Origin of the sequence: Candidatus Portiera aleyrodidarum BT-B-HRs (assembly GCF_000300075.1) — a bacterium.
In the GTDB taxonomy this organism is placed as follows: Bacteria; Pseudomonadota; Gammaproteobacteria; order Johnevansiales; family Johnevansiaceae; genus Portiera; species Portiera aleyrodidarum.
Genome location: NC_018677.1, coordinates 327,968 through 351,658 on the forward strand (window position 1 = coordinate 327,968; position 23,691 = coordinate 351,658).

A 23,691-nucleotide genomic window follows, 5' to 3' on the forward strand; every position below is an offset into this window, starting at 1 on the left:
TATTTACTTTAATATATATTTAATCGTTTCTATTAAATAATTCATTTGTTGTATAGTTCCTATTGATATGCGTATATATTTTTTTATATTATTAAAATATCTTAATAAAATACCATGATTGCGTAATTTAATAAACATTGTTTTTGCTGATATATTATTTGGTTTAACTAACATAAAATTAGCTTTAGACGGCAAAACAGTAAAACCAACATCTTTTAATTGCTTTGATAAAGTTTCACGTATATAAATAATATAATTACAAATTTTTTTTAAATACTTAATGTCTTTAATTGCTTCAATAGCTATTAATTCACTAATAACATCAATAGGATATGAATTAAATGAATTTTTAACTTTTTCTAATCCTTTTATTAAATAAGTAGATCCTATAGCAAAACCAATTCTTATCCCAGCTAAACTATAAGCTTTTGATAAAGTGTTTACAATTAATAAATTTTTATATTTTTTTATCAGTGGTATTGCACTTTCAGAACCAAATTTTATATATGCTTCATCTATTAAAACTACATATTCATTATGTATATCAAGCAACTTGTTAACTTCTATATAAGAGATTGCATGACCTGTAGGTGTATTAGGATTAGCAAAGATTATACCTCCATTACTGATATTCATTTTCTTTAAATTTATTTCAAATTTGTTTTGCAATGGTATTGTTTTATATCTTATATTATACAACTTACAGTAAACTGGGTAAAAACTATAAGTTATCGTTGGCATTAATAATGGTAATTTCTGACAAAAAAACGTCATAAAAGCTAACGCTAATACTTCATCTGAGCCATTACCAATAAAGATTTGTTCAGATTTAACATTATATACTTTTGCAATAATTTTTCTAAGCTTACTAGTTGTTGGATCAGGATAAAGTCTTAATTTATAATAATTAAAATTTTTTAATAACTTATTTATTTTAGGAGTAGGAGGATAAGGATTTTCATTTGTATTTAATTTAATCATTTTTTTATATGGTTGTTCACCAGGTGTATATGGATGTAATTTATTAATTTTATAACTCATTCTCATTTTATGTTACCTTAAAATCTAACAGAAATTCCTTTTTTTGCCATATATTTTTTAGCTTTATCAATTGTATATTCACCAAAATGAAATATACTAGCTGCTAAAACAGCATCTGCTTTACCTGTTTTTATGCCTTCAACAAAATGATCTAAATTACCAACTCCTCCTGAAGCTATAATTGGTACGTTAACTCTTTGACTAATAGTTTTAATAAGATTAATATCAAAGCCTCTTTTAGTTCCATCTCTATCAATGCTAGTAATTAATAATTCACCTGCTCCATATTTAACCATTTTACAGGCCCAATCTATTGCACTAATACCACTATTTTTTCTGCCTCCATAAGTTAAAACTTCCCAATCTTCTTTTATATTTTTATTTGTTTTTCGTTTGGCATCTATAGCTACTACTATGCATTGACTCCCAAATTTATCAGATGCTTCACGCACTATTTTTGGATTTAATACAGCAGCAGTATTTATTGAAATTTTATCAGCTCCTGCATTCAGTAATTCTCTAATGTTCTTACAAGTTTTTATTCCGCCTCCTACAGTTAATGGTATAAAAATTTCATTTGCTATTTTCTTAACTACTTCTATAGTATTATTTTTTCCACTATAACTTGCTTTTATATCTAATAATGCGATTTCATCTGCCTTTTGTTCGTTATAAAACTTAGCAATTTTTAAAGGATCGCCTGCATAACGAGTGTTTTCAAACTTTATACCTTTTACTACTTTTCCACAATCAATATCCAAGCATGGAATTATACGTTTAGACAAGCTCATATAAAATAAAACCTATTTTTTTTATTATTTTAAATTAATAGTGCTTTATATAAATCTATTTTACCTTCATAAAAAGCACGACCTATAATAGTTCCTAATATAAAAGTGTTTTTATTTGTTTTTAAATTTACTATATCAAATACATTATTTAATCCCCCTGACGCAATTATTGGTATTTTGGCGAAATTAGCTAATTTAATTGTTTTTTTTAGATTTAATCCTTGCATCATACCATCTCTAGAAATGTCTGTATATATTATTGAGCTGATACCACAATTAGAAACGTTTTTTGCTAACTCTGTAGATTTTATATTTGCTATTTTTTTCCAACCATCTATAGCAACATATCCCTTATATGAATCTATACTTAAAATAATATGTTTACCAAATTTTTTACATAGATTATATAATCTATGTGGTTTTTTTATTGCTAATGTACCTATGATTACATATTTTATACCAACATCTAAATATTTTTTTATTGTGGCACTATTTCTAATACCCCCACCTATTTGTAAAATCAAATTAGGATAATGTTTAATAAGTTTGTTTATAATATATTTATTTACTGGCTCTCCTAAAACCGCACCATTTAAATCTATTACATGCAATCTTTTTATACCTATTTTTACAAATCTTTGTACAACTTTTAAAGGATCACCATAATCTGTAGTTTTATACATACGTCCTTGTTTTAATCTTACACATTTACCATTTTTTAAATCTATAGCCGGTATTATTAGCATTACTTATCTCTTTTTTCCATATTTTTCTTAATAACATACCTATTAGAAACTTTTTCTCTCTAATATTGAGTTTACAATACATACTGCTTGACCTTCTTTTACTCTAACTTTCTTTTACCAATATTTTTTTTCATACACACAACCCTTTTTCCTACTTCTACAACTAGTCTTTCTTCTAACAAATACACTAACAATATTCAACCATTTTTATACCCCTACAACCACCACCACCAATACCAACACTTATTTTTACATCCTTTTACCGTTTATATACCCCTTTTACACCAATACCAACCCTTAACTATTACCTCCTAACCGCTAACCGCAAACACCAACCACTTAACATATATTCTTTTTAACCAAAACTATTAACAACTATCCTCAAACCTATACCTATACGCTTTTTACAATACAAGCATTACAACCATCTTTGAATCCTATTCTTTTACCACGAACTAAACAGCTTTAAGACCTATTAACTAAACATATATTGTACCGCCTACTTTTCCTCATACAGCATATTACCTTGTTTTTTTTGTTTTACATTATACAGCCCTTACCACGAACTAACTAGCTAACAAAAATATAATAACTAATAACATACAGCTTAGTTTAACATCATACATTTCCTCTTAAACACTTCAATTAAAGCACATAACAAATTAGCCACAATTAAACAGAAATCAAATACTATAAAACACAAATCTAATACTATAAAACAAGCACATCTGCTAACAACAAACCCACAACACATTTAATCCATTGATCATAAATATAGAAGCATAAACAACAAAACATCAAACCAAAAATCACACAACCCATAAATAAAAACATTATTATCAACAAAACAACATTTAGCCATTACAATTTTCCTATTTTTTTTTAATAATACATAAACAAACTAACAAAATACTAAAGACATAAACAACACAAAAACCTTTTTTATTGTCCTTTTTCTTTCATTTAACACCTTTTTCAGCAAACACAATTTCTTTTGCCTAACAGCTAACAGCTAACAGCTAACAGCAAACAGCAAACAGCTAACAGCTAACAGCTAACAACTAACAACTAACAACTAACAACTAACAAGCAAATGTTTTTACATACAATATCTTCTTTTAGTATATATATTCTTTTTTTTATATAACTCCTTTCTGCTTACTGTAAACATTTATCAGCATACACATAACATCTTAATATCTTCCCATTAACACCTCTTAACATTTAGATCTATATCTTAACCTTTACTACTTTTTTTTCACTTACTATATAACCTTCTACTTACTTTTCTATAATACTTTAGCCTTACTGCCTATACCTTACAATCTTTAGCATTCCACCATTCTCTTATACTTTTATATAACCTTTCACCTTTTACCTTTATGAACCTACCTTTAGCCTTATCTTCCTGTTACCACAGAACCTGCTACAGCAAATACACACCACTTTTTTATTCTACTATCTTCATATAACACTGTTTCCATAACCAATATTTATTAATTATCTTATTAAAGATTTATACAACTTTTGTTATTAACCAAAATTAAACAATAACTTTTAAACTATTTTCTAAAAACTTAACAAACAATTACTTAGCAAAAAAAAAACACACAAATTTAACATAAAAACTAATTTGATATAAAAACTGTTTGATAACAACAATAAACAACAATAGCAAATAATTTTAATAACAAAATATATTTAAAAACAATAAACAAGAACAATTTTTTTTTTAATCAAAACAAGTAAACACCAAGCCACATCTTTAAACTTTTAACACTTAACTACAAATCAAATCACAAAACCTCTAATAACTAACTACACAAAAACATAAAACACAGCACGTAATATCTAATTACTAACATAACTTTTTAAATTAACTACACAAAAACATAAAACACATATCTTAACACATAATAACATAAACACAAATATCTAAAGAATATAATTTACTTTTAATTTTTTATTTAGTACATATAACACTTTATACATATCTTATATAAACCTAACATTAAGCCTACTGCAATTAATATAAGATACCTGTTGTAATAGAATAGACCAACTTTTTACATTACTATTAATAATATAACAACTAATGTACTAACAACATACAGAGTTTAAGAAGCTAAAAATAAAACAAAAAGTTTAGAATATAGTAAACAGCAGATAAATAAAGCATAATAATTTTGAAGCATAAGTTCAATTAACTTAATACAAAAAAATTAAAAAGATAAAAAGTAACATAATTAGTATTAAACTACAGATTATATTGTTGAACTTTAAGGCAACCAATTAATAAAATTCTTTAAAAATTTTAGTCCTAAAGATGAACTTTTTTCAGGATGAAATTGAACCGTTATTACTGAATTATAATATGTAATAACATTAGCACATTTTCCACCATATTCCGTAACACCCAACACATTATTTTTAAACCTTGTTTTTACATAAAAGCTATGCACAAAATAAAATCTTGATCCGCTCTTTATTCCATTCCAAATTTGATGTTCTTTGTGTTTATAGACGATATTCCATCCTGTATGTGGAATTTTAAAGTTTTTATTTTTATAGTTTTTAACTATACCTTTAATATAATTAATACCAAAAACACCTTTGTTTTCTTCACTCGATTCCATTAACAAATGTTGGCCAATACAAATTCCTAACACTGGTTTGTTTGTTGTATTAATTATTTCTTTTAATAACCAATATAGTTCTTTTTTTTTTAGTTCTTTTATACAATCTTTTATAGCGCCTTGACCTGGTAGTATTATGCGATTAGAAAGTTTTATTTTTTTAGCATCATTAGTAATATAAACCTTTTCCTTCGTAACTTTTTTTATTGCATTTGCTACAGAATATAAATTACCAATTCCATAATCAATAATTATTATTGCCATAATATATACTTTTATAACGTACCTTTGGTTGAATATAACTTGTTAGTTATACGTTTATCTTTTGTAATGGCCTTTCGTATAGAAATACCAAAAGATTTAAATATACTTTCTATTTGATGATGTGAATTAAATCCCTTTAAAATATCTATATGTAGTGTACTTTTGCAATTGTTAACCCAACCTTTGAAAAATTCTCTAAAAAGATCAAACTTACCTACTTTAGTCATATGTAATGATGGTCTGCCTGATAAATCAATAACTACACGTGATAAAGATTCGTCCATAGGTACATAAGAACACCCATATCTTTTAATGCCAATTTTTTTACCTAACGCTTTTTTAAACGCTTTACCCATTGCTATTCCTATATCTTCTATAGTATGATGATGATCTATATGTGAATATACGTTTGTTTTTATAGTTAAATCTATTTGTCCATTATTTGTTATTTGATCTAACATATGTTCTAATAATTCTATTCCACATTTTATATTTATTTTACCTTGACCATCTAAATTCACATATACCCTAATTTTTGTTTCCTTTGTTTCTCGATATATATTTGCAGTCCGATATTTTTTTTTCTTATTAACAGACATACCCTTCCCTATTCTATTCTTGTTTTTTTTTTTTATAATTTTATAATTATATCTTCTTTTGGCTAGATAGCTCAGATGGTAGAGCAGAGGACTGAAAATCCTTGTGTCGGTGGTTCAATTCCGCCTCTAGCCACTTTTTTCTTCTCATACTTTTTTTCTTTTTTTTTGGGGTATAGCCAAGTGGTAAGGCACCGGTTTTTGGTATCGGCATCCCAGGTTCAACTCCTGGTACCCCAGTATACAGCCGATATAGCTCATTTGGTAGAGTATCTGATTTGTAATCAGGTGGTATCAGGTTCGAGTCCTGATATCGGCATTTAAGTAGAGGGAAGTGGAGGCGGCGGGGATCGAACCCGCGTCCATAAAATATAAAATGATTAAGTTTCTACATGTTAAGCTTCATCTTTATAATACTTGTTAAAAAACCTGATGAGCAAGATTAATTAAGGTAAGTCTTAGTAAAGGTTAACGTTCAATAGTAAAGACAGTAATGAACGATATACTACTCTTTATAGCTCTTGATTCATTAATTATGGAATAGTAAACATAAAGTTATGAATTTGAATTATGCAGCTAAGCTATAATTCTGAGCACAACTTGTATTTTTGGAATATAATAAATATTAACTTTTGATTAACGAGAGAAGAAAAATCTCGACATGCTCTTAAAAATTTTTATTTATGTCGAATCCATAACGCCCCCAGTAATATTATACTAATTAAACTTATTATCTATGTCAAATCAAACAAAACATTGTTTATATAGTCGCTGTGTTTATATTTGTTAGTTTTTTTGTTTGTTAATATCTTTTGTTTAAAGATAATTAATGTTTGTTAATTAGAAAAGAAAATGTGTGTGTTATATAAAAGGAAAAGAATGGTCTATATAATAGAAAGAAAAAAGTTTAGAATATGAAAACGATAAAGTGTCTTTTAAGCATCAGGAAGGGACTGCGACTAGATAAAACATCAAGAAAGCTTTTTTATATTACTAGAGAAAAAATAAAAACATTTATAAAAAAAAAAATAAGATTAGACGGTTTCACAGTTAAGCAAAATATATTTTTAAAAAAATTCAAATGGATAAGCCTAATACATTATACGAAGTTGTATATTGTTGAACGAGTGTTTGAACCTGATTATTTTTACAAAAATTATGAAAATAACGAAATACTGGTTATAAATAAAAGATTTGGTTTAGTTGTACACCCTTCTAAAAGTAATATTAAAGGAACTTTAGTTAATGCAATTTTGTCTTATAAAAAGACCGACTTTATAAACTTACCAAGAGCAGGTTTGGTACATCGTATTGATAAAGATACGAGTGGGCTAGTAATAATAGCTAAGAACTTAGTATCATATAGAGACCTTAAAACAAAAATAAAAGAAAAAAGCATTATTCGAGAATATGATGTCGTTGTCCTAGGTCAACTTGATATAGGCGGTTATATAAATTCCCAAATAGGTCGAAATATAAAATATAGAAAGAAAAAAAATATAGTTAATGATGAAGGGAAAATAGCGATAACACATTTTAGAGTACTTGAAAGGTTTAATACACATACATACCTACGTTGTTGGTTAGAAACAGGACGTACTCATCAAATAAGAGTTCACATGCAATCTATAAGTCGTGCTGTAATAGGTGATGAATTGTACTTAAATAACAAAATATTGCCTAATCTTAATATTAGGCAAGCTTTACATGCTCATTGTTTAATTTTAAAACATCCTTCAAAACAAATATATATTAAATTGTTAGCTAAATTGCCAAAAGATATGACACTTTTATTAGCTCTATTGAGGACAAATAAAATACACACCATAAGCCATACTTTATAAAAGTTATATAATTTCATTTTTTCTGGTTTTTTCATTTTTTTAGATTCTGTTACTATATTTTGATTAACTGTATATTGTTAGATTTTTATTACAGTATTGTCATTATATGTTGTTATTTATGGAAATGTGTGAAAGTTGTTTAAAGATAGTGATTTGTATAAGTTGTGCGTAGTGGAATGGTTAGGGAAGTTAAAATCTGTATGCACATGTTAATCAACTCTGTATCATTATTTTGTGTAATTGTTTTATTATTTAAATTAGAAACTAAATAGCACATTTATATCATCTTTTGTATTGATGTAATTGTTGTAACGGTGTGTTTGTTTTTATTTTTTTTAATTCGTATTGTTTTGATAGACCTTTTTATAAATGAAATAGTACTATTAACATATTCTGGAAACCTGTAATAATAAATTGTACTCCCATAGAAATCAATATAAATCCCATAATACGAGAAATAGCATCAATACCAGAAGGTCCAATTCTTTTAAATATCTTATTCGCACTTAACAAACAAATTAAAAACATTAATGTAAACAACGCTGTAACAGACCATATTACAAAATGTATCAAACATGAAGAAGGCAAACTTGAAGATGAACTAATAATCAAAGCAATTGTGCCAGGACCAGCTGTTCCTGGTAAAGCAAGTGGAACAAACGATATGTTGAGGTGTGATTGTTGTAAATGATTTTTTTCTGTAATCTGTTTCTTTTCGGTAACATTAAACAACAAGTCAAATCCAAAATATAACAAAATTATGCCTCCAGCTAACCGTAGTGCATTTATAGAGACACCAAATGCATTTAGTATATTTTTTCCTGCATAAAAACAAACAAGAATAATAATACCAACATATAAAGTAGCAAAATAGATTTGTTTTTTTCGTTCCTTTGCTTTAATTTTCTTTCCTAAAGTCAACAATAAGGTCGTGCTTGCAATAGGGTTAGCAACAGGTAATAATGTTATAAAAAAAAATAGAACTGAATGTATATATTCTATAAACATTGTTTTTTCAAATCCTTGTTTTTTTTTTTGACTGTACTTTATGTTGTATTTTATATTTATTTTGTTTGTGATCCTTTTTTGTCCTTATGTTTTATAATTAATACATTTGTTTTTAGCTTTTTGATATTTATGTACTTTTCTGCCTTTTTTTGTTTTTTGCTCTCACTTCATGCTTAACAGTTACTGTGCTTAGCTCAATGCTTCATATAAACTTTGTATTTATGTATTTAGAGATTAAAATATGTGTTTGTTGTTAGATGAGAAATGTAATTTAGTAAAAAGTTGAGTGTTGTTAGAGGTTGAATAAATGAGTGTTTAGATTGTAGAATTAGATTGTTGTTAAAAGTATTAAGTTTTAAGATAAAAGATTAAAGTTTTGAGAAAGTAGATTGTAGATTATAGATTAGAGTGTTTAGTTTAGATTAAAGTTTTTATGTTTAGAGGTTATATTAAAATGTTTAAGGCTAGTGGCTAGTGGCTAGTGGCTAGTGGTTTGTGGTTTGTGGTTTGTGTTTTTTATTTTGTGGTTAGAGGTTATTTTGGTATTTTGTGTTTATCTTATTTTGCTGATAGTTGTTATAATGTTGTTTGTTGCTTAAAAGTTTTTAGAATTTATGTTTTAGAGGTTGTTATTCTAACATATAATTTGTATTATCACTATTTAGTTTAAGTTTGTACATTTTTTGTTTTTTTGTTTTTTTGTTAGATGTTGATTTTTATGTTGTTAGATGTTAATAAATTAATGGTTTATTTAGTGTTTGTTAGATGTTTATTTGTTAGTTGAGAAGAGGTTGTAGTTTAGAGTTTTATTTTTAAGAGGTGTTTGTTAGAGGTTGGTTAAAAGATTAAATATTAAAGATTTTAGATTTTAGATTTTAGCTTTTAGCTTTTAGCTGTTAGCTGTTAGCTGTTTGCTGTTTGCTGTTTGAGGTTGTATAAAAGAGGTTATCTGTTATCTGTTAGTAGTTAGTAGTTAGTAGTTAGTAGATGTTATCTGTTAGAGGTTATGTTTTGTGGTTAGAGGAGGTTTTTTGCTTAAATTATTAATTAGATGTTTAAGGCTTGTAGCTTGTAGGTTAGAGTTGTTAGGTTAGAGGTTAGTTGTTAGAGTTGTTAGTTGTTAGGTTTGATGTTTCTTTTTGTTTAGAGTTTTTAGGCTTGTAGGTTACTTTGATGTTGTAGTTTAGAGGTTTATTTAATTAAAATGGTTGCTTTGATTGTTTGTTATTGATTATTTATTAGATGTTTGCTTAAAAGATATTGTAGTTTAGAGGTTATTTGTTTAGAGGTTAGAATTATAATGGTTGCTTAAATTGTTTATTAGAGGTTGTTTATGTTTGTTGCTTAACTTGTTTTTTATTAATTATAAGTTAGAAGTTAGAAGTTAGATGATAGTTGTTAGAGTATTGTTATCTTGTTCTTGTTGTTAGTTTAGAGTAAATATGTTAGATAATTTAGATCTTGTTGTTGTTGTTAGTTTAGAGGTTTGCTTATTAGAGCTTTGGTGTGTATGACTTAAAATTATTTAGGTATGGTTCTGTGGTAGAGTGCATTTAAATTTGTTTGTTATTAATTTTGATAGTTATACGCAATATTAAATTGATAAATAGCTGTTAGTAGTTATGTTAGTCGTTGATATTAGGTGTAGTGTATTTGTGGAAGGTGTGTATTTAAAGATGTTAGAGTGATTTGCTGTAGTGTTTATAAGGACTTGTAATTGATATAAGGTTTAAAATTGCTAGATAAGAGCTATATATAGGGTATAAAATAAAAATAAAGAGTTGTATGTATATAAAACTTAAGTAAAAGAAAAAGGAAAAAATTGTTTGATATATGAAAATGGTAATTCATTATACTAAAAAGTTATTGGTAAATGTTGTGTAAAAAGGTTTAAGTTGATAGTAGATGAAATGAAAATGGTAGAGCGATAAAAATAGTGTGTTATTTGTATAATTAAAAACAAAGTAAGTAGGTTGTAAAAGGAAATTGTAGAATAAGGTTTAGGAAAAAAGGATTTTTGTTAAAGGTAAATGCATGTGAATAATGTTTGTTGAAGACTGGTAAGAGGTTATTTGTTATTAGATAAAATGTTGCAGTATGATTGATATTATTTTGTTGTGTGGTATTAAAGTCATAATGTGATGTAAAAAAAAGTAACTCTAATAGTTTAGCATAAAAATTGTAATAAATTGAACTATGTTATAAAATAAAAACAAATTTATCTATATAAAAAGGAGCTAAAAAGTGGAATTGTTGTCAGGAGCAGATATGATAATACGGTTTTTAAAAGATGAAAACGTGAAATATGTTTATGGGTATCCAGGTGGAGCAGCTCTTCATATTTATGATGCTTTATTTCGTCAAAAAGTTGTTAAACACATTTTGGTTCGCCATGAACAAGCAGCTACACATATGGCAGACGGATATGCAAGGGCTAGTGTAAAACCAGGGGTAGTATTAGTAACATCAGGGCCAGGCGCTACAAATGCAGTAACGGGTATTGCAACAGCATATATGGATTCTATACCGATGGTAATACTTTGTGGACAAGTTGTAAGTAAATTAATAGGAGAAGATGCATTTCAAGAAACGGATATAGTCGGTGTAACTAGGCCAATAGTTAAACATAGTTTTACTATCCGTGATACGGCAGATATACCTACAATATTAAAAAAGGCATTTTATATAGCAAGCACAGGAAGATTAGGTCCAGTTTTGGTAGATATTCCTAAAGACATGACGGCACCTAATGAGTTATATGAATACATTAAACAAAATGATATAAAACTAAGAGAAAAAAAGAAAAATGTTTGTAACAATAAAGAGTTTATAAAAAAAGCATTAAAATTATTGTTAAAAGCAAAAAAGCCTGTATTATTTGTCGGTGGTGGAGCAATAACAGGAAAAGCGAGTCAGAAAATAAGAGAATTTGCAAACATAGCGTATTTACCAGTTGTCACATCTTTAATGGGAATTGGTGCGTATCCTCAAAGTGATTTCCAATATATAGGTTGGCCAGGGATGCATGGATCTTATGAAGCAAATAATGCTATGCATAATTCAGATCTTATATTTTGTGTAGGGGCGAGATTCGATGATAGAGTAACAAACAATACAGAAAAATTTTGTCCTAACGCAAAAGTAATTCATGTAGATATTGATCCGTGTTCAATTTCAAAAACTATATTGGCAGATATACCTATAATAGGATCGGCAAAAAAGGTAGTAAAAGAATTGTTAAGTAAAATTAACAAGAGCTATAAAGATGAAATTAATCTTGAAAATAGAAAAAAGCATTTAGAAATTTGGTGGAAATGTATAAACAAATGGATAAAAAATAGAGACGGTAAATTATATAAGCCAGTTACAGCTTTAAGTAGAGATTTAATAAAACCTCAACAAGTAATTGAAGCTGTATATAAAAAAACAAAAGGAGAAGCTATTATAGCAACTGACGTTGGGCAACACCAAATGTTTGCAGCACAATATTATAAGTTTAATAAACCTAATAAATTGATAACTTCTGGTGGTTTAGGGACTATGGGTTTTGGGTTACCGGCTGCTATGGGGGTAAAATTAAGTTATCCTCATGAGAACGTTGTATTAATTACTGGAGAAGGAAGTTTTCAAATGATGATGCAAGAATTATCAACATGTAAACAGTTTGATATATCATTAAAAATTATACATTTAAATAATGGTTCGTTAGGTATGGTGAGGCAATGGCAAGATATAAATTATAAGGCACGGCATGCTAATTCTTACGTTGAATCTTTACCAGAGTTTCATAGATTGTTTGAAGCATATGGATTAAACGCTATCACAGTAAAAGTAATAGAGGAATTAGAATCGGCTTTAGAAACAGTATTTATTAATAAAAATGAGCTAGTATTTTTAAATATTTATATTGATCCACTTGAACATGTTTATCCTATGCAAAAACCTTTAGGAGCTATTAATGATATGATCATTTCAAAAGCGGAGTAATAAATAATGCGGCATATTATATCTATTTTATTAGAAAACGAGCCAGGGGCATTATCAAAAATAGTAGGAGTATTTTCACAACGTAATTTTAACATAGAAACTCTAAATGTAGCTCACACAGAAGATATAACATTGTCTAGATTGACATTAACGACAAATGGAGATGCATGTGTAATAGAGCAAATTATAAAACAGTTAAATAAATTAGTAGATGTAGTGAAAATATTAGATTTAACAGAAGTATCTCATATTGCTAGAGAATTAATGTTAGTAAAAGTAAAAGCAGAAGCAGATGACAGGAGAGCTGAAATAAAAAGGATTACAGATATTTTTAGAGCTAATATTGTGGATGTAACAACAACAGATTATATAATACAAATCACTGGAGATGAAGATAAATTAGATGCTTTTATTAATGCATTAAAAGGTATTAATGAAGTAGTTCGCACTGGAGTTTCAGGGATACCGCGTGTTTGGGTAAAAGTAAAATTAAGTTAGAAAAAGAAAAGGAAAAGAAAAATGAAAATATATTACGAAAAAGATTGTAATAGATCTTTAATTAAACAAAAAAGAGTAGTAGTAATTGGTTATGGATCACAAGGGCATGCTCATGCTAATAATTTAAAAGATTCAGGAGTAAATATAAAGGTAGCCTTATATAAAGGTTCACGCTCATGGAAAAAAGCAGAAGTAGCTGGTTTGAAGGTAGAAGTAATAGAAAAAGCAATTATAGATGCAGATATTGTAGTTATGTTAGTTCCAGATGAATTACAAAAAAATATTTATTATCGTTATGTAGAAAACAATATAAAAAGTGGTGCAGTATTAATTTTTGCTCATGGTTTTAATGTTCATTATCAACAAATAGAACCTAGGCAAGATATAGATGTTGTATTAGTAGCTCCTAAAGCGCCAGGACATACAGTACGCACAACTTATATGCAAGGTGGTGGTGTACCTAGTCTAATTGCTATTTATAAAGATAATTCAGGTAAAGCTAAAGATATTGCTTTATCTTATGCAAGTGCTATTGGATGTGGAAAAACAGGTATTATTCAGACCACATTTAAAGAAGAGACTGAAACAGATTTATTTGGAGAACAAGCTGTATTGTGTGGTGGCGTATCAGCATTAATAACAGCTGGATTTGAGGTTTTAGTAGAAGCTGGATATTCTGCAGAAATGGCTTATTTTGAGTGTTTGCATGAATTAAAACTTATTGTTGATTTAATATATGAAGGGGGTTTGGGTGATATGCGTTATTCAATATCTAACACAGCTGAATATGGGGATTATGTAAGCGGCCAGAAAATCATTAACAATGATACAAAAAAAAATATGAAAACTTTATTAGAAAATATACAAAATGGGAAATTTGCAAAAGATTTTATTATTGAAAAAAAAACAGGATTTACGTTACTTAAAACAAAACGGCGTATTAATTCGGAGCATAAAATTGAAAAAGTTGGAAAAGTTTTACGTAGTATGATGCCATTGATTTGCAAAAATAAAATAATAGATAAGAACAAGAATTAATAAGCATGGAGTTAGTGTAATGGTTAAAATACGGATGACGCGTTGTGGATGTAAAAATAGGCCATTTTATCAGATTAATGTTAAAGATTCTAGAAGTTCACGTGATGGAAAATTTATTGAAAAAATAGGTTATTATAATCCATTAGTTATAAGTGAAAAAAGATTTTGTATAAACAGTAGTAGATTAGGTTATTGGAAAAATAAAGGTGCAAAAATTTCTAATAGGGTTTTATCCTTATTAAAAAAAAATAAGAAAGACAAAAAGTGAATATAATTATGGGAAGTATAGCTAAGTCTTATGGGGTTAAAGGGTGGATAAAAGTTAACTCTTATACAAATCAAAGATGTAACATAATAGATTATAGTAGATTGTGGATTTTAGAAATAAAAGGTAAAAATATATATTTTAAAGTAAAGCGTATACGTTTAGTGCATAGATTTTTTATTGTGCAATTGTATGGAATTAAAACATGTGAAAAAGCTAAAACTCTTATTGGATCTTTAATTAAATTACAAAAAAAATTATTACCTAACTTACAAAAAGGTGAGTATTATCTGTATCAATTTAAAAATTTAAGAGTTTAATATTAAAAATATATAGGAAAGGTACAGTAGATTTTTGTAACAGGTAAGAATTATATTCTAGTAGTAAAGAATAAAAAATAATATTTATTGACTGCTAGTGTTCTTACTAATGTAAATATAGATAAATTTATACTAGCAATTTCTTATCTGTGAGGGTCTACTATTAAACAATTTAAAAGGAGTGTACAGTGAGTATTAATCAATTAATTCAAGCAATAGAATTAGAACAAATGAAAACTAAAATAATTCCAAAGTTTATGACGGGTGATACAGTTATAGTACAAATTAAGGTGCTTGAAGGTTCTATTGAAAGATTACAAGCTTTTGAAGGATTAGTTATTGGAAAACGCAATAGGGGTTTAAATTCGTCTTTTACAGTGCGTAAAGTAACTAGTGGAATAGGTATCGAACGTACATTTAAGACTTATTCTACATGTATATTTAGCATTAAAATTAATCGTAAAGGCAAGGTTCGTAAATCTAAACTTTACTATCTTCGTGATCTGAAAGGTAAATCGGCACGTATAAATAATATAAGTTAAGGGAATATGAAAATTGATACGAATAGGTATTTGTGGATTAGGAACTGTAGGTGGAGGGACTTTTAATCTTTTAAAAAAAAATTATAATGAAATTTTTCGGAGAATAGGTAGTCAATTTATTATAGAACAGATAGGTACACGTAGTGATAATCCAATTTGTAATTTAACAGGTATTAAAGTAACGAGAAATATTTTTGAAGTTGTGCGAAATCCTAATGTTGATGTAGTTGTTGAATTAATAGGGGGGTGTAATATAGCTAGAAAACTTGTATTAGAAGCTATTAATAATAAAAAACATGTTGTTACAGCAAACAAAGCAATGATTGCAATACATGGGAAAGAAATTTTTTGTGCTGCTAAAAAACGAGGGGTAATGGTAGCTTTTGAGGCAGCAGTAGCTGGAGGTATTCCAATAATAAAATGTATTCGTGAAGGGTTATGTGCCAATCGTATTTATAGTATAGCTGGAATTATTAATGGTACAGTTAATTATATACTTACAAATATGAAAAAAGGGATATCTTGTGAAAACATACTTAATCAAGCTAAATTATTAGGATATGCAGAAGAAGACCCTACATTGGATCTAGAAGGAACTGATACTGCACATAAATTAACAATTTTAGCGGCAATAGCTTATGGTATTCCTTTACACTTTGAAAAGATTTATATTGAAGGTATTGGTTGTATAAACCTAACTGATGTAAAAAAAGCTGATAAATTAGGATATAATATAAAACATTTAGGACTTTCTAAACGAAAGAAAACTGGAATAGAATTAAGAGTACACCCTGTTCTACTTCCAAAAAACAGATTATTATCTAATGTACATGGAGTAACAAACGCTATTGAAATAAATGGTGATGCTGTTGGATCAACATTGTTTTATGGCATAGGGGCTGGTTCAGAACCTACCGCTTCAGCCATAATATCTGATTTGTTAGATGTATCTAGAAATAAATTAACAGAACATATTAATCGTACTCCTTATTTAGCTTTTAGTACTATGGCAACGGTATCTATTTTACCAATAGATCAAGTAATTACAGATTATTATTTGAGATTTATGCTTATTAGTTTCAATATGATAGGACATGTAGTAAATATATTTTATAAACTAGGAATTAGAATAAAACATTTATTGCTAAAAAAACAGGAAAGTTCATTTGTTATTATTTTATTAACTTATAGTACAAAAGAAGCAAATATGAATTTAGCGATCGGTAAACTAGAATCTACAAATGTTATTCTAGGACATATTACTAGAGTAAGGGTTGAAAACGTTTAAAGTTTTATGACAAAAAATGGGTGGTAAATAATGCGTTACGTTAGTACTCGCGGTGTTGCTCCTGTACTTTCATTTGAAGATACAGTATTGACTGGTTTAGCAAGTGATGGTGGTTTATATGTTCCAGAAATAATTCCTAAACTTTCGCATAAAGAATTTATCGAATTAAGTAAGTGTTCATATATTGAATCAGCATATCGTATAATGCGTCTTTTTATTGATGATGTTGATGATATGTCCTTAAAACTTTTAATTAAAAAAAGCTATACAAGGTTTTGTAATGATTCAATAGTTCCAATAAAACAAATAGGTAACAATCAATTTTTATTGGACTTGTTTACTGGTCCTACATTTGCTTTTAAGGATATAGCTTTACAATTTATGGGTAATTTAATAGATTATTTTTTAAAAAAACGTGGCGAAAAAGCTGTTATTATGGGTGCAACGTCAGGAGATACAGGATCAGCTGCTATTGCTGGTTTTTGTGATTGTAATAATTTAGACATGTTTATTTTACACCCAAATAAAATGGTATCAGAAATTCAAAGAAGACAAATGACTACAGTTAAACAAGATAATATACATAATATAGCTTTAAAAGGAAATTTTGATGATGCGCAGGCAATAGTTAAAGATAGTTTTAATAATCGTGGCTTTATTAAAGGAAGAAGGTTAATTGCTATAAACTCAATAAATTGGGCACGTATTTTAGCACAAACAGTATATTATATTGTTTCAGCACTTGCAGTAGGTGCTCCTTTTAGGAATGTAAGTTTTACCGTACCGTCAGCAAATTTTGGAAATATTTTTGCAGGATATATAGCTTATAAAATGGGCTTGCCAATTAGGCAACTAATAATTGCAACAAATGTTAATAATATACTTCATCGTATTATAGAATATAATGATTTTTCTATAAGAAATTTAGTTAATACTATAGCGCCAGCTATGGATATAGTTGTTTCTTCTAATTTTGAACGGTTGTTGTTTTATGCTTATAATAAAGATTCAAATGCTATTAACAATTTGATTTATAACTTTAATAATAAAAATTACACTATACTAGACGAAAAACCTTTGAAGAAATTAAGAACTTTGTTTTATAGTACGAGTGTAAATGATAACACTATTTTGTCTATACTAAGTCAGTTTTATAACCGTAATGGTTTTATAGTAGACCCTCACACAGCTATAGGTTTAATTGCTGCCGAAAGATGTAATAATTTTCCAGAAATACCCATGATTACGTTAGCTACAGCTCATCCAGCTAAATTTTATGATACCATTTTAAAATCTGGACTTTTTCTTAAATTACCTTCTTTACTTAACGAATTATTACTAAAAGAAGAACAATATTCTATTTTGCCTGCAGATATTTCAAAAGTGCACAGTTATATATTAAGTGTTTGTCATTAATTTTTTTTTGCAGTGCTTTTTCTTGGTCTTTTTATTGTAGTACTTCTTTTTTATTTTATAGCTTTAATTCTATGTTTGATATATTAAAGTTTTTATTGTTTCGTTAAATCTTATTTTAAAAATTTTTCTTATTATTTTTCTTTTTTTAGTACAGCTATTTATCCTATATTTTTTCTTGTTTTTAGATAATTGTTATTTGTATTTTTTTTTAAAAACTTTTTCTGGTTTGTTCTTCTGTTAAATAATTTATACTGCTATATGAATTAACAATATTGATATTTTATTTTAGATGTTCAACGTTAGTAGTTATTCTGTTGTTTTTTTTTTGCTTAGATGTTTAGATCTTATGCTTTTATGTTTTTCTGCTGTTAAGTTAAGATTATATACTTAAATTGTGTTAATTATATAGAATAGTTATATGTCTTTTAAGTTTTCCATTATATTTTAGTTTTTTATTCTTTGTTTGTTGTAAGCTGTTATTTTTTAGAGTTTAGAATATGTTGGTCTGAGGTCTGAGGTCTGAGGTTTGTGGTTTGTGGTTTGTGGTTTGTGTTTTGCGCTTATAGGCAGTTAATGTGTTAGGTGTTTTCTTTTAAATGTTTTGTTGTTTTTTTTTATATGTTGCTTATTAGATGTTATTTGTTAGTTATTAGAGGTTGCTTTAAGCTTTTAGATGTTGCTTTTGTTGTAGTTGGTATAAGGAACTGATAAGAGGTAAGAGGTTGTTTGTTGTTTGTTGTAGGTAGTTGGTAGTTGGTAGTTGGTTGTTGGTTGTAGGTTGTAGGTTGTAGGTTGTAGGTTGTTGGTTGTTGGTTGTTGGTAAGAGTAAGAGTAAAGAGGTAAGAGGTAAGAGTTGTTAGGTTAGAGGTTAGAGGTTAGAGGTGTTAGGTGTTAGGTGTTAGGTTAGAGTGTATATGTTGTAGTAAAGAGGTTGTATCTGTTAGAGGTTGTTTGTTGAGTGAAAAAAAGAATTGTGAAAGGTTATATAATAGGAAAAAATATATGATGTTTATAAGGATTTTGTTTAATATCTCTTTGTTTTTCTAAATCACGTTTGTCTAGAAAATTATTGCCTTTGACTAAAGCTAATTGACATTTTATAAGATGGTTTTTCCAATAAAACTTTAAAGGTATACAAGAATATCGTTTAATAGTTATATAAGATTTAATATAAAAGATTTCTTTTTTTTTTAGTAAAAGTTTTTTTGTTTTTTTTATAGTAATTAATTTATTAGTAGTATTTATTGGGATAAAGTTAGCTCCTAATAACAAAGCTTCATTGGCTTTAATTATTACATACGTATTATCCAGATTAAACTTTTTACAGCGTATACTTTTTATTTCCCAACCAAAAAAAGAAATTCCTGCTTCTAGTTTGTCAAAAATCAAAAACTTATGTTTTGCTTTACGATTAAAATATATTATTGACATTAACGGTTTATTAACTTGAAAATTTCTATAAACGCACTTAAATCTAAGTTTAACATAAAACTAACGAACATGTTAGGAATATAATTATGTTTAAAAAAAAAATATATTCAAATAACAATAAGTTGATTTTTCAAGAACAAAAAATTACAGATAAAATAAAATCACAGATATTAAGTCTTGAAATAAAACTAGAAAATTATAAAAACGAAAACTTAAAGTCTAAAGCAGAAACAAAAAACTATATACGTAGGGCTGATAAAGAAATAAAAAACACACGTAAATATGCAATAGAAACATTTATAAAAGAATTACTACCTGTTATTGATGGGCTAGAAAAAGCTTTTGAACTTATGAAAAAAGAAAAAATAAATAATTATCACATAGAAGGCTTTAAAATGACATTAAACATGCAACTAAATGTTATAAAAAATTTTGGGGTGAATCAAATTAATCCTTTAGGAAAACTTTTTAATCCACTATGTCACGAAGCAATTGCGACTGTAAAATCTTTAAATAATAACAACAACTTAATTGTAGATGTTTTACAAAAAGGATATTTTCTTAATGACCGTTTATTACGTCCTGCTATGGTAATTGTAAGTAAAACAAATTAGTACTTGTATTATAAGCTAGTTGTTGTTGTGTTTTGTAAAAATAATATGGGTTTGCTGTTATTTTTTGTTTTAAAAGGTGTTTTTTTTGTTAGTTATTTGTTCAACTGTTTATATCGTATATTAGAGTTTTGAGTTTGGATATTGTTAGTTATTTAAATTATAGTAATAATATAATCAGTATATGTAAAAGGTTTGAGGTTTGAGGTTTAGTAGCAAGTGTTTAAGGTTTAGTATTTTTTAGAAAATATGTATTTGGTGTTTTGTGTTATTAAAATGCAGTTATGCAGTTATCTGTTTTGTGATAGCTGTTATAAACTTGTTAGAGGTGTTGTTTATAAACTTATTTAGGTTGTTAAGTTATATATATTGTGTAATGTTTACAGTTTATATTATCTAGTAGTTGTTAAAATCAGAAAGTTTTTGCTGTAAAGGTTTAAATTATTTAATAGTTGTACTTTCTTAAAATTATTATTATTTTTTGTTTTATGTTTAGTAAAAAACAGTTGTATGAAGTAGAAAGAAGTTTTATTGTTAGGTTGCTAAAAAAAAGGGTTAGAAGTTAGTTATTATCAGTTAGTAGTTAAGTGTATAGTTGTTATATGAAAGAGAAAAGAAATAAGTGGAAAGTGTAAGAGGATGTTGTAGGTTGAGTGGTTGCTTAAAAGATTAAAGAGGTGTTTTAAAAGATGTTATGGTTTAGAGTTTAGTTATTAGATATTTTTTGTTAGATGTTGTTGTTGTAAATTATCTGTTAGAGTTTGCTTATAATAAAGGTTGTATGAAGAAGAAAGAATGTTAGTCTGTTAGATGTTGTTTAAAAAAGAGGATAAAGAGTAGCTTAAAAAGTTATTGTAAAATTAGATGTTTAATTATTAATTGTTAGATGATATCTGTAAGATGTTAATTTGTTTGTTATTAGAGGTTTATTTATTAGTTGTTGTTTGTTAGAGAATTGGTTGTTGTTAAATCAGTTAGAGTTTGTAGGTTTATTAATTAGAGGTTAGTTTTTAAAAGACTTTAGATCTTAGATCTTAGATCTTAGATTGTAGATTAAAATAGTTTTTATATTTTTTGTATTAAAACAAACAAACAGTTAATCATAATAGTTGTATTAAAAAATCTTAAAAAATGTAAAAGTGTTAGTGTTATAAAAAAAAATAAAGAAGTTGAAGGTAAAAGGTTTGATAAATATAATTGGTTGTACATATTAAAAAAAAATGGGTTATAGGAGTTGTTTAAAGAGGTAGATTCATTAGAAATTTGTATTATAAGAGGAGTTGTTATAGATGTTTGTTTTAAATGATGTTGTTTTTTAGATAGTTGTTTAATGAGTGTGTTTTGAAATGAAATTTGTATAATGGAAAAGGTAAGTTAGAGGAGGAAAAAAGAAGAGTTGTATACAGAAGAGGTAAGACGAAGTTTGATATAAAAAAGTTGTTAGAAGGTGTTTAGTAGGCAAGGAGAATAAGACGTAAATTAATAGAAAAAGGTTGTTAGATGTGGTTGGTAAGATGCTTAGTTCAAAGTTTGTAGGTTAAAGTTGATAGGTTAGATGTTGCTTTATAGGGTTGTGATTTTGGTGGTTGTTTTTTTGAAAGTGATATTTTATTTGTTATGATAAATGGTTAGAGAAGTGTTGTTAAAAGTTAAATAAAAGTTTTTTGTTAGTGTGTTTGATAAAATATGTTATATGTAAAAGGTTGTATTAAAGAGTAAAGTTATTAGAGGATGGTTAGTAAATGTTGTAAGTTGATAGTTTATTTGTTAGGTTAGAGGAAAAATTAATTAAGTTGAATGTTGTAAAATAATTGTTAGGTTAGTGTTAAGTAAAAAAATGTTAAAGGTTGTAAGCTAAAAGTGGTTGTTTGTTAAATGAGGATTGGTTAGTTGTTAGTTGTGAGTTTGTTAATAAGTTAGGTTGCTAAAAAAAAGTTTATAGTTGTAAGTTAGTTGTTTGTTAAAAAAGGTTATGTGATTATTATGTAAGAGTTGTACGAAAAGTTGTATGGTGTAAGAGAATTATTAGGTTAGAGAAAAAGTTGTAAAGCAATAGAGTAGTATGAAAAAAAGAGAAAGAAATGCTTGTTAGAGGTAATTGCTTAGATGTTAGTTGTTATTACAAAAAACAAATAAATGTATAAAAGGAAATAAATGGAAGTTGTTAGATGATAAAAAGGTTAGTTGTTAGAATAAAATTGTGTTAAGAATTGAGGTAAAATAAACAAGATATGTTGTACAGATAAGAAAGCAAACAAGTTGTAGTATAATATGTAGTGATATTAGTTATAATTGTTGGTTAGTAAATTTTTGTGTTATGTCATGACAATTGTTGGTAGTTAGATAATTGTTGTTTGTTAGGTTTTGCTGTTAATTAAAAGAGTTTGAAAAAGTTAGGTTTTGCTGTTAACTAAGTTACAAAAGTTGTATTTATATATAATAGGGTAGTAGTTAGTATTAAGTTGATAGATGTGTTATGTAAATTTGTTATGCTAATACAAAAAAAACAGTTAAGGCAAAAAAAAAAGAGTTATACAAAGGGTGAAGAATGTTAGTTGTTAGTTGTTAGTTGTGTATTTGTGTTAGGAAATGATGAAAAAAGTTGATTGTTAGTATTAGGAAAAGTTTGTTGTGTAGGTATGTAAGAGGATTGGTGTAGATGTGTAGGTAGGGGATGCAGTTATGTGTAAGGGTTTTGTGGTAAATGGTTAGTTAAAAACAGTTAGCAGTTAGCAGTTAGCAGTAGCAGTAGGAGTAGGAGTAGGAGTAGGTGTAGGTGTAAAGAAATTAGAGGATAGATAATGGTTGTTTAGAATGTAGATAAAAGAGGTTAGGTTTGATTACTTGTAAAGTGTAAGGAGGTATATTAGGTGTATGTTTGTTAATAAGGGGTTAGTAAGTAGTTAGGTTAAAAAGAATGGTTTGTTGTTGTTAAATAAAGTTGTAGGAAAAGCGAAGTAGAGAGAAGAAAAAAAGATATAAGCAGTTAGTGGTTGTAGGTAGTTTGGTAAAAAAAGTAAATATATAAAGGTGTGTTGATTAAAGTTCAAAAGATTGGCATTGGAGAGTAAAAATTATTAGTGTTGTGTGTGTAGATGTTAAAAGCAAAATTTGGTATACAAGAGTATTGCTTATAAGTGAAAAAGAAGTAAAGAGTTGTGTTGAATAGTTATGCGTAAATGAAGGAGGTTATGTAGGTGTTGTAGTTATGCGTTTAGAAAGTTGTAAAAAGGTTGTTATGTAATGGTAAACAGGTTGTAAAAAGAGGTTGGTTACGTGAAAAAAGATCAAAGTAAAAAAAAATGGATAGATTAGAATAAAAATAAGTAAAAATTAATATAAAAAAGATTAGATTAAAGAGGTAGTAAA

General features: G+C 27.2%; 17 protein-coding genes, 3 tRNA genes and 1 other RNA gene. 13 read left to right on the top strand and 8 right to left on the bottom strand.

Annotated features, from left to right (window positions below; all coding sequences use genetic code 11):
- Positions 1–3: 3 nt before the first annotated feature.
- The 5 genes from hisC to hisB all read right to left on the bottom strand — a co-directional run bounded on the left by hisC (position 4) and on the right by hisB (position 6,077).
- The gene (gene hisC, locus C530_RS01360) at positions 4–1,047 is read right to left on the bottom strand and encodes a histidinol-phosphate transaminase (protein ID WP_014895158.1); all 1,044 of its coding nucleotides are present in this window, start codon (positions 1,045–1,047) and stop codon (positions 4–6) included.
- An 11-nt stretch (positions 1,048–1,058) separates the two neighbouring features.
- A complete protein-coding gene (gene hisF, locus C530_RS01365; protein ID WP_014895159.1) occupies positions 1,059–1,832 on the bottom strand; it encodes an imidazole glycerol phosphate synthase subunit HisF in 774 nt (257 codons plus the stop codon).
- A gap of 29 nt (positions 1,833–1,861) precedes the next feature.
- Positions 1,862–2,578 carry a 1-(5-phosphoribosyl)-5-[(5-phosphoribosylamino)methylideneamino]imidazole-4-carboxamide isomerase gene (gene hisA / locus C530_RS01370; RefSeq protein ID WP_014895160.1) on the bottom strand — a complete coding sequence of 239 codons (717 nt, stop codon included), beginning with the start codon at positions 2,576–2,578 and terminating at the stop codon, positions 1,862–1,864.
- A gap of 2,279 nt (positions 2,579–4,857) precedes the next feature.
- Positions 4,858–5,478, bottom strand: coding sequence for an imidazole glycerol phosphate synthase subunit HisH (gene hisH / locus C530_RS01375; protein WP_014895162.1), 621 nt, complete (start codon positions 5,476–5,478; stop codon positions 4,858–4,860).
- Positions 5,479–5,489: 11 nt separating this feature from the next.
- The gene (hisB, locus tag C530_RS01380; RefSeq protein WP_014895163.1) at positions 5,490–6,077 is read right to left on the bottom strand and encodes an imidazoleglycerol-phosphate dehydratase HisB; all 588 of its coding nucleotides are present in this window, start codon (positions 6,075–6,077) and stop codon (positions 5,490–5,492) included.
- Between the two features lie 60 nt (positions 6,078–6,137).
- On the opposite strand from hisB, the gene C530_RS01385 reads away from it, so the two are divergent.
- From C530_RS01385 to C530_RS01395, 3 genes are all read left to right on the top strand, one after another.
- Positions 6,138–6,210 (top strand) — tRNA-Phe (locus tag C530_RS01385).
- A gap of 33 nt (positions 6,211–6,243) precedes the next feature.
- Positions 6,244–6,314 (top strand) — tRNA-Gln (locus C530_RS01390).
- 6 nt (positions 6,315–6,320) lie between these two features.
- Positions 6,321–6,393: transfer RNA gene (locus tag C530_RS01395), tRNA-Thr, on the top strand.
- A gap of 13 nt (positions 6,394–6,406) precedes the next feature.
- Here the strand turns inward: C530_RS01395 and ssrA are convergent.
- Positions 6,407–6,779: a transfer-messenger RNA gene (gene ssrA, locus C530_RS01540) on the bottom strand.
- Between the two features lie 209 nt (positions 6,780–6,988).
- Here ssrA and C530_RS01400 point away from each other — a divergent pair.
- On the top strand, positions 6,989–7,918 hold the full coding sequence (locus C530_RS01400) for an RluA family pseudouridine synthase (RefSeq protein ID WP_014895164.1): 930 nt from the start codon (positions 6,989–6,991) through the stop codon (positions 7,916–7,918).
- A gap of 363 nt (positions 7,919–8,281) precedes the next feature.
- Here the strand turns inward: C530_RS01400 and C530_RS01405 are convergent, their stop codons facing one another.
- Positions 8,282–8,926, bottom strand: a complete 645-nt coding sequence (locus C530_RS01405; protein WP_014895165.1) for a MarC family NAAT transporter — start codon at positions 8,924–8,926, stop codon at positions 8,282–8,284.
- A gap of 2,244 nt (positions 8,927–11,170) precedes the next feature.
- Between C530_RS01405 and ilvB the strand changes: the two genes are divergently transcribed.
- The 8 genes from ilvB (at position 11,171) to thrC (ending at position 18,280) form a co-directional block, all read left to right on the top strand.
- On the top strand, positions 11,171–12,913 hold the full coding sequence (gene ilvB / locus C530_RS01415) for a biosynthetic-type acetolactate synthase large subunit (protein WP_014895166.1): 1,743 nt from the start codon (positions 11,171–11,173) through the stop codon (positions 12,911–12,913).
- Between the two features lie 6 nt (positions 12,914–12,919).
- Positions 12,920–13,411 (top strand): acetolactate synthase small subunit, encoded by a 492-nt coding sequence (ilvN, locus tag C530_RS01420; protein ID WP_014895167.1) that lies wholly within the window; start codon positions 12,920–12,922, stop codon positions 13,409–13,411.
- A 21-nt stretch (positions 13,412–13,432) separates the two neighbouring features.
- The gene (ilvC, locus tag C530_RS01425; protein WP_014895168.1) at positions 13,433–14,449 is read left to right on the top strand and encodes a ketol-acid reductoisomerase; all 1,017 of its coding nucleotides are present in this window, start codon (positions 13,433–13,435) and stop codon (positions 14,447–14,449) included.
- A gap of 19 nt (positions 14,450–14,468) precedes the next feature.
- On the top strand, positions 14,469–14,717 hold the full coding sequence (gene rpsP / locus C530_RS01430; protein WP_014895169.1) for a 30S ribosomal protein S16: 249 nt from the start codon (positions 14,469–14,471) through the stop codon (positions 14,715–14,717).
- Positions 14,714–15,034, top strand: a complete 321-nt coding sequence (rimM, locus tag C530_RS01435; protein ID WP_236858728.1) for a ribosome maturation factor RimM — start codon at positions 14,714–14,716, stop codon at positions 15,032–15,034. The genes rpsP and rimM overlap by 4 nt, the downstream gene beginning before the upstream one ends.
- Before the next feature lie 188 nt (positions 15,035–15,222).
- Positions 15,223–15,576, top strand: coding sequence for a 50S ribosomal protein L19 (gene rplS, locus C530_RS01440; protein ID WP_014895171.1), 354 nt, complete (start codon positions 15,223–15,225; stop codon positions 15,574–15,576).
- Between the two features lie 13 nt (positions 15,577–15,589).
- Positions 15,590–16,864 (top strand): homoserine dehydrogenase, encoded by a 1,275-nt coding sequence (locus C530_RS01445; protein ID WP_014895172.1) that lies wholly within the window; start codon positions 15,590–15,592, stop codon positions 16,862–16,864.
- A gap of 30 nt (positions 16,865–16,894) precedes the next feature.
- A complete protein-coding gene (gene thrC / locus C530_RS01450; RefSeq protein WP_014895173.1) occupies positions 16,895–18,280 on the top strand; it encodes a threonine synthase in 1,386 nt (461 codons plus the stop codon).
- Between the two features lie 981 nt (positions 18,281–19,261).
- Here the strand turns inward: thrC and smpB are convergent.
- Complete coding sequence (gene smpB, locus C530_RS01455; protein ID WP_014895174.1) at positions 19,262–19,711, bottom strand: SsrA-binding protein SmpB; 450 nt, start codon at positions 19,709–19,711, stop codon at positions 19,262–19,264.
- 86 nt (positions 19,712–19,797) lie between these two features.
- Here smpB and C530_RS01460 point away from each other — a divergent pair, with 86 nt between their 5' ends.
- Positions 19,798–20,325 carry a nucleotide exchange factor GrpE gene (locus C530_RS01460; protein WP_014895175.1) on the top strand — a complete coding sequence of 176 codons (528 nt, stop codon included), beginning with the start codon at positions 19,798–19,800 and terminating at the stop codon, positions 20,323–20,325.
- The last annotated feature ends 3,366 nt before the right edge of the window (positions 20,326–23,691 follow it).